Raw genomic sequence first — 5,448 nt, 5'->3', positions numbered from 1 at the left:
TTTTTCCATCCTCAAAATAGATCACTTAATTAAGCGAATTGGTATAAGTAATTAGAAGCTGCTACCCATTTTCTTCAGGCATAAAAAAAGCCGCATAAAATGCGGCTTTGGAGGTTTAGTCTCACTTCACTTTGGGCGTGTCTCCAAAACTTAGTGAATACGTTACCAAGGAACTGTTATGTGTTATTTAAGCTATTGACTCTAATGCAATTTTAACCATTTCGTTAAACGTGCTTTGACGCTCATCAGCAGGTGTTGCTTCGCCAGTGATTACGTGGTCACTTACTGTAAATAATGCCATTGCGTTTGCGCCGTATTCAGCTGCAACGCCGTATAAGCCTGCTGTTTCCATATCTACTGCTAGCATGCCTAACTTGTCTAAGTCTTTATAGAACGAATCATCTGCTTGATAGAATGTGTCTGTCGTAAATACGTTACCTACTTTTGCTTTAATTCCTAGCTCTTTAGCAGCGTTTACGCCGTTTAAAAGTAGGTCAAAGTTAGCAATAGCAGCAAAATCGTAGCCACGTACGCGTGCACGGTTTACGTTTGAATCTGTGCTTGCACCTTGTGCAAAAATTACGTCACGAATTTTGATATCTGTGCCAATACCGCCACACGTACCAATACGTATAATATTTTTAACGCCAAAGCTTACAATTAGCTCACGTGCATAAATAGACATTGATGGAATGCCCATGCCTGAACCCATGATACTTACTGGCTTACCTTTGTAAGTACCAGTGAAACCGTACATGTTACGAACGCCTGTAACTTGTACTGCATCATCTAAAAAGTTTTCAGCAATATATTGCGCACGTAGCGGATCGCCTGGCATTAATACTGTTTCGGCGAAATCACCAACGTTTGCACTGATATGCGGAGTACTCATTAATTGTTTTCCTTTTTATTTGGCGTTTTTAGCTCATTTAAAAAGCTGTCGCCGTAATCAAGCGCAGATAAGCTAAACCACTGTGCCAGTGTTTGACCTATATCTGCAAAGCTGTTGCGTTCACCTAATGGTGTGTTACTCATACCTGGTTGGTATGCAATAACAGGTACGTATTCACGAGTGTGCTCAGAACCTGGAAAGGTTGGGTCACAGCCATGATCTGCAGTGATCATTAATACGTCATCTGCTTTTAACTGATTTAGTATAGTTGGTAAATAGTCATCAAATTCTTTTAATGCTTTTGCGTATCCTACTGGATTACGACGATGACCAAATTTTTCATCAAAATCAACTAGGTTAGTAAAGATTAAGCTACGATCTGGCGCGCTTTCCATTACTTCGCTGGTTTTTTCTAGCAAGTTCATAAGTCCAGGTGCTTTATGCTTTTGGGTTATGCCCTGATGCGCATAAATATCTGAAATTTTACCAATACTAATTACTTCGCCGCCGTCTTTTGCTAGTACATCTAGCAATGTTGGTGCAGGCGGAAGTACTGAATAGTCACGACGATTACCCGTTCGAGCAAAGTCTTGGCTATTTGAACCCAAAAATGGCCGCGCAATCACTCGTCCTATATTCATTTCATCAAGTAGCGCCCGTGCGATTTCGCAAACTTGATAAAGCTTCTCTAGGCCGAATGACTCTTCATGCGCGGCTATTTGAAACACGCTATCAGCTGAGGTGTAACAGATTGGTTTACCTGTTTTTACGTGCTCTTCACCTAGCTGTTCTAAAATGGTAGTTCCTGATGCATGGCAATTGCCTAAAATACCAGGAATACCTGTACGAGCAATAAACTCGTCTATAAATTCTTGTGGGAAACTTGGCTGTGTTTTTGGGAAATATCCCCAATCAAATAACACCGGTACGCCTGCCATTTCCCAATGACCTGATGGCGTGTCTTTTCCGCTAGAGATTTCTTTAGCGTAACCCCATGCACCTTGAGGAGCTTGGCGGTCTGAAATTAAACACGGTTCGCCACCGGCAGCTTCGCATGCATCCACTAACCCAAGTTTTGATAGGTTAGGAAGCGACAGCGCACTGCCTGTTTCGTCGTAATATGCTTTTAGTAAGTGAGCGAATGTATTAGCCCCAAGATCGCCGAATTTATCTGCATCTGGTGCTGCACCGATTCCTAGGCTATCTGCCATTAAAATAATTGCTCTTGCCATTTTGACCTCACTTTGATTCTAGGTGGTTACTTTATCCGCTGATCGAATTTTCCGTACAGGACAAAAGTCCTGTTTCATAAAACCTAAACATTATAAATTTGCACCCTTGAGCGAAGCAAAAGAGATTAATCGTGTCTTTTTTGCTATTGTGATCTACCAACAATATATCTTTCTGTGTGGATGAGAACTTTAGTGACACGAACTACTATTATAGCCATTGCAGGCGCATCAGCGTCGGGCAAATCTCTTTTTAGCCAAACAATTTACAATGAATTGGTTAATGAGCTTGAACCAGGCGCTATCGCCATTATTGAAGAAGATGCTTATTACAAGGATCAGTCGCATTTGCCGATGGCTCATCGTACGCAAACAAATTACGACCATCCAGATGCATTTGAACACGCATTAATGCTTGAGCATTTAACGCAACTTCGTTGTGGTAACTCAGTAGAAGTACCAACGTATGATTATGCACAGCACACGCGTAGCGCAACCACACGCCGAGTGCCAGCTGCTAAAATACTGATTGTTGAAGGTATTTTACTATTGAGTGATAAAGCGCTTAATAAAGAATTTGATATTAAGGTGTTTATAGACACACCTTTAGATATTTGTTTAATGCGTCGTATGCAACGTGATATGGAGCAACGAGGCAGAACATTACAATCTGTTGTTGAGCAATATCAGGCAACTGTTAGACCGATGTTTTATCAATTCATTGAGCCTTCTAAGCATAATGCTGATTTAGTTGTGACTCGAGGCGGCATGAACCGCGTTGCGATTGATATAATAAAAAGTAAAATTAAATATTTACTACAAGAATAACAACGGGAAACATTTGTATGACAACATTTATGAGCTTAGTAGGCATGTGTGTGCTACTAAGCATTGCCTTTGCTGCGTCAACTAATCGCAAGGCAATTAATTTAAGAACCGTTGGTATAGCATTTGCGATGCAAATTGTTATAGGCGGTTTTGTTCTGTTTTTCGAAGCAGGAAAAAATGTGTTAACTAGCATGTCATCAGCCGTCTCGTCGGTTATTGGTTATGCTAATGATGGTATTGGGTTTTTATTTGGTCCACTCGCCTCACAAGACACATTAGGTTTTATTTTTGCAATTCAAGTTTTGCCAGTTATCGTGTTTTTCTCAGCGCTTGTTGCTGTGTTATATCACCTTGGCATTATGGATTGGATAATTAGGATTTTAGGCGGCGGTTTACAAAAATTACTGAAGACCTCTCGCACAGAATCGCTTTCAGCAACTGCAAATATTTTTGTAGGCCAAACTGAAGCACCGTTAATAGTTAAGCCATTTATAGCAACGATGACAAAATCGGAATTGTTTGCAGTAATGGTAGGTGGCTTAGCCACTGTAGCAGGCTCTGTAATGGCCGGTTACGTAATTATTGGCGTAGATCTTAAGTATCTTATTGCTGCGAGCTTTATGGCTGCACCAGGTGGTTTCTTAATGGCCAAGATGATTGTGCCAGAAACTGAAACGCCTAGAGATAACTTAGCTGATTTAGATTTAGATGACGAAGATAAGCCTGTAAATGTAATTGATGCAGCTGCATCAGGTGCTGCAAACGGTATGCATTTAGCACTTAATGTAGGTGCAATGTTACTTGCTTTTGTAGCGCTAATTGCACTATTAAACGGTTTATTAGGCGGTATTGGTGGGTGGTTTGATTACCCAACATTAACGCTTCAAGAAATATTAGGTTATGTATTTGCTCCAGTTGCATGGTTACTAGGTGTGCCATGGGATGAAGCGATTATAGCCGGCAGCTTTATTGGTCAAAAGATAGTAGTAAACGAGTTTGTTGCTTACTTAGACTTTATAAATTATCGCGATACGTTAAGCGCGCACACACAAGCAATCGTTACTTTTGCTTTATGTGGGTTTGCTAACTTATCATCGATAGCCATTTTACTAGGTGGGTTAGGCGGTATGGCGCCTAGTCGGCGGAAGGATATCGCACGCTTAGGGCTCAGAGCAGTGTTAGCAGGATCTATGGCTAACCTTATGAGCGCAGCAATTGCTGGGTTTTTCCTCTCGCTAGCTTAGAAACTTATTGAGATGAACACCGGTGTTGCAAAACAAGAGGATAGCGCTTTAAGGGGTTAAAGCTCTATCTGACTTGAACGATACTTCACCAAGGGCCGCAAGGCCCTTTTATCGTTTTAGGCCTTAATTTTTAGCCTCAACTACTTCAAACCCCAAGCCACTTATCTATCTAGCCCCCTTTATAGTTATACATAACTCAAATAAACCAATATCTTAGTAACAAGTTCACATAAATAATTTTTGTGTTTTTCATATTTTCAGCCACACTTATTATTACTTAAGCTAACCGAATGACGATTCGCTATTGTGAAATATATTCTTTATTCTCTTTTTTTAATTTGCTCTGTGTATGTTCAAGCAAAGGAAGCCCTGCTTGTTGTTACAGAGTTAGCACCACCAAACCAAGTATTGATTAATGGCGAGGTAGCAGGTGAAGGTACTCAGTTTATTAGAGATATATTTGCTGAGGCTGATCTCACACCTAACATTCAAATGTATCCTTGGGCACGTGCTTATAAAATTGCAGATGAGTTAAAAAACACCTTTATATACAGCCTTGCACGCACTGTAGAGCGAGAAGAGAATTTTTATTGGATTGGACCAGTTGGACGATTTGAGCTGGGCTTTATCGGCCTATCAGAGCGTGATGATCTTATTATAAATAATACTGAACAAGCAAAAGTGTATAAAATTGCAATGCAACGCAATGACTTTTCAACACAAACCCTCACGAAACTTGGATTTGAAGTTGTTTTAACCTCTGATATTCAAAAATCATACTCTTTACTATTAGCTAAAAAAGTAGATTTAATAGTAGACGATCCATTATATATGCAGCAGATGAGCGACTATTTAAAGCTTGAACCAGCACACTTAAGGTTTATTTATAAAATAGATGAGCTAACAATTGATGCTTATTTAGCTGCGAATAAAAAAACAGATATGCGTTTAATTGAAGCACTGCAAGCTGCATTTTTAAAAATAAAGCAAAATAAAGGGCTGCCTTACGAAAGATAAATCATTAAAGATAAGTATGTTTATAGGCGGCAAAATCGTCTTTCATTTTTAACTTTTTATATTCTTCATAAAATTGCTTTATGACATGCTCTGGCACTGATTTATTAAATGCAATGTAATTGCTCACAAGCTTAGGAAGAGGTAATTCTTGCACTTCACTGCGTCAGTTGCTTTATATCCAAAGAGTTCTAGCTATACTTTATTGTAACTTTTGAACCTAAATTAGATCTATTTTTCT

5 protein-coding genes are annotated in these 5,448 nt (G+C 39.5%); 3 read left to right on the top strand and 2 right to left on the bottom strand.

The window, feature by feature from the left end:
• Window positions 1–187: 187 nt before the first annotated feature.
• Window positions 188–892, bottom strand: a complete 705-nt coding sequence (gene deoD / locus GQR46_RS15440; protein WP_002959109.1) for a purine-nucleoside phosphorylase — start codon at window positions 890–892, stop codon at window positions 188–190.
• Window positions 892–2,124, bottom strand: a complete 1,233-nt coding sequence (locus GQR46_RS15435) for a phosphopentomutase (RefSeq protein ID WP_010555228.1) — start codon at window positions 2,122–2,124, stop codon at window positions 892–894. The genes deoD and GQR46_RS15435 overlap by 1 nt, the downstream gene beginning before the upstream one ends.
• Window positions 2,125–2,316: 192 nt before the next feature.
• Here GQR46_RS15435 and udk point away from each other — a divergent pair, with 192 nt between their 5' ends.
• From udk to GQR46_RS15420, 3 genes are all read left to right on the top strand, one after another.
• Window positions 2,317–2,949 (top strand): uridine kinase, encoded by a 633-nt coding sequence (gene udk / locus GQR46_RS15430; RefSeq protein ID WP_007583533.1) that lies wholly within the window; start codon window positions 2,317–2,319, stop codon window positions 2,947–2,949.
• 17 nt (window positions 2,950–2,966) lie between these two features.
• Window positions 2,967–4,193: a NupC/NupG family nucleoside CNT transporter gene (locus GQR46_RS15425; protein WP_007583535.1), complete on the top strand. Its 1,227-nt coding sequence runs from the start codon at window positions 2,967–2,969 to the stop codon at window positions 4,191–4,193.
• Window positions 4,194–4,499: 306 nt separating this feature from the next.
• Window positions 4,500–5,210: a transporter substrate-binding domain-containing protein gene (locus GQR46_RS15420; RefSeq protein WP_346766804.1), complete on the top strand. Its 711-nt coding sequence runs from the start codon at window positions 4,500–4,502 to the stop codon at window positions 5,208–5,210.
• The last annotated feature ends 238 nt before the right edge of the window (window positions 5,211–5,448 follow it).

Source organism: Pseudoalteromonas sp. Z1A6, assembly GCF_011378745.1.
GTDB classification, from domain to species: Bacteria; Pseudomonadota; Gammaproteobacteria; order Enterobacterales; family Alteromonadaceae; genus Pseudoalteromonas; species Pseudoalteromonas arctica.
Note: the sequence above shows the minus strand (reverse complement) of the source record. Positions and strands in the feature narration are given on the sequence as shown.

Bases quoted from the DNA above. Each gene is read 5' to 3' on its own strand.
- deoD (WP_002959109.1), bottom strand. From the start codon at position 892: ATGAGTACTCCGCATATCAGTGCAAACGTTGGTGATTTCGCCGAAACA.
- GQR46_RS15425 (WP_007583535.1), top strand. From the start codon at position 2,967: ATGACAACATTTATGAGCTTAGTAGGCATGTGTGTGCTACTAAGCATT.
- GQR46_RS15435 (WP_010555228.1), bottom strand. From the start codon at position 2,124: ATGGCAAGAGCAATTATTTTAATGGCAGATAGCCTAGGAATCGGTGCA.